The organism is Polynucleobacter sp. 39-46-10 (genome assembly GCF_002282275.1).
On record NZ_NCJB01000362.1, the window covers coordinates 1 to 2,174 of the forward strand.

2 protein-coding genes and 1 pseudogene are annotated in these 2,174 nt (G+C 45.2%); all 3 read right to left on the reverse strand.

The window, feature by feature from the left end; genetic code table 11:
• The coding region (locus B7X71_RS15650) for an iron ABC transporter permease (RefSeq protein WP_293601403.1) at nt 1-960 on the reverse strand (960 nt) is incomplete at its 3' end.
• Nucleotides 927-1,820 carry a helical backbone metal receptor gene (locus B7X71_RS15655; RefSeq protein ID WP_293598806.1) on the reverse strand — a complete coding sequence of 298 codons (894 nt, stop codon included), beginning with the start codon at nt 1,818-1,820 and terminating at the stop codon, nt 927-929. The genes B7X71_RS15650 and B7X71_RS15655, both read right to left, overlap by 34 nt.
• 26 nt (nt 1,821-1,846) lie before the next feature.
• A pseudogene (locus B7X71_RS15660) lies at nt 1,847-2,174 on the reverse strand (TonB-dependent receptor); the annotation flags it as partial.

Below are 2,174 nucleotides of genomic sequence, written 5' to 3' on the forward strand. Positions count from 1 at the left end.
ACCGCCTAAGACTGCAGTCACTATACCAACTGGAATTTCAATCGGTGCAAAGAGAGTGCGTGCAATCAGATCGGAACTCAGTAATAAGATTCCACCACCTAGACAGGAGAATAAAAGCTGTATTCGTTGCCGTCCGCCAGAAAACTTCCTAACTAGATGAGGTGCTGCTAGCCCAACAAAAGCAACCAAGCCAGTCTGTGCAACAGCGCATCCAGTTGCAAGAGCAAGAATGCCAATCAATATCAGACGTAGTTGATCTAATGGCAAACCTAGAGTGCGGGCGGTATTTTCACCGAGTGATAAAGCATCCAGAGCGGGGCTAATGATAAGAGTGATGAGTAAGCAAATCAGCAAAGCAGTTGCCATGATCTCAACGCCAGACCAATTGAGAAGAGTTGTGTTGCCCAGCATAAACGATTGAATGCTTTGAAATAGATCAGGGCGGATAAATGTAAATAATGAGTTCGCTGCACCCAGGATCACGCTGATCACTACCCCAGACAATAAGAGCCGTAAAGAGCTGCGATAACCGCCCGCCAATAGAAGAGAGGCCATCACTCCAAGTAGCGCCCCCAGAAAGGCGCCGCCATTAAGGCCAATAATTTCTAGCCAAGAATTGCCAAGATAGGCAAGGCAGAGAATGCTGCCAACCCCAAGCAAGGCACCCGATGCGCTTCCGAGTAGGTAGGGGTCAGCCAAGGGATTGCGAAATAGGCTCTGTGCAATCCCACCAGCCAGCCCTAATAATGCACCAGCAAAGTAGGCCCCTAATGATCGTGGTAGCCGAATATCAAACAAGACGGTTTGATCAGTTTCTGACATATTCCAACTGGCACCCGTACTTCCGAGCAGAGTACCCATTAGCACTAAAGCTGCACTAAGAATGAGCAGGGCGAATAGCTTGCCTAGAAAATGGTTAGTCTGCATTACCGAGATGATGACATCTTCTCTTGGATGCATTGAGAAATAATCAACGCTGCTTCACCCATGCGTGGGCCGGGACGAACCAAAACATCATTTTGCTCGCTAGTAAATACACAAATTCGATTATTGGAAACCGCTGGAATGGAGTTCCACCCTGGACGTTTCTGAATATCAGCAACAGTTGATTCAGTAAGAAGGATGACATCTGGCTTAGCCTGCACCACAAACTCAGGATTGATCTTCGGAAAAGCCCCTAAAGATTCGGGAATGATATTGATCAAACTTAAGCGTGCAAGAATTTCACCAATAAAAGAAGTGCTACCAGCCGCAAAGGGAGCTGGATTCACTTCAAAGTACACGCGAATATTGTCTGCCTTGTCTGTAAGTTGCTTGCGAGCGCGCATGATTTCTTGTTGTATCTGATTCCAAACACGAGCGCTTTCGGAGGTACCTAATACAAGATCTAGCTTTTGAAGGGCGCGCTCTTCATCTCCCATTGACTTGATATCCAACGCAAAAGTCTTAATGCCCAATCCATTTAACCGGGCAATAACAGGAGACGCCTTCTCAAGCAAAACAACATCCGGCTTGAGTTGCACAATACGCTCAATATTAATATCTCCAATGCCGCCAAGCTTGGGCAAGCCTTGAATCGATTTAGGCCAATTGGAAAAGCGATCAACACCAACCAATGCTGAACACTTTCCTAATGCACAAACAGACTCAGTGAGTGATGGTAGAAGACTGACAACGCGCTGGGGTGGTTTATCAAACACCACAACAACTCCTCGGTCATCTCTAACTGTGAGAGGTTTAGCAAACACTGCCAAAGAGAATGCAAGAAAAAATAATGCAACGCCGATTGTCAGGTAATGAGTCCGAGTTGAGGGTTGCATAAATTTATCCGTGCCAATTAACTGGATTAGAAGTTATATTTAGCACTAAGATAAATTGATCTAGGATCATTTGCGTAATAGTAGTAACTATTTCCGCTACTGTTATTTGGGAACTGAACGTAACCATAACCCCCATAAGTTGAGTACTGTGCATTACCAACATTCTTCACGGTTAAACGAGTTTCCCAATTCCCCATTCTATAGTTCGCATAAATGTCACCTACTGCGTATGACGGCATGACGTTAAGACTGCTGTAGTAGGAGGGGGCGGCATCATAACGCTGATTACTAACGTAATTTACTACACCACCAAGAGACCAATTATTGTTTAGTACGTAAATAGCTCTAGCATTT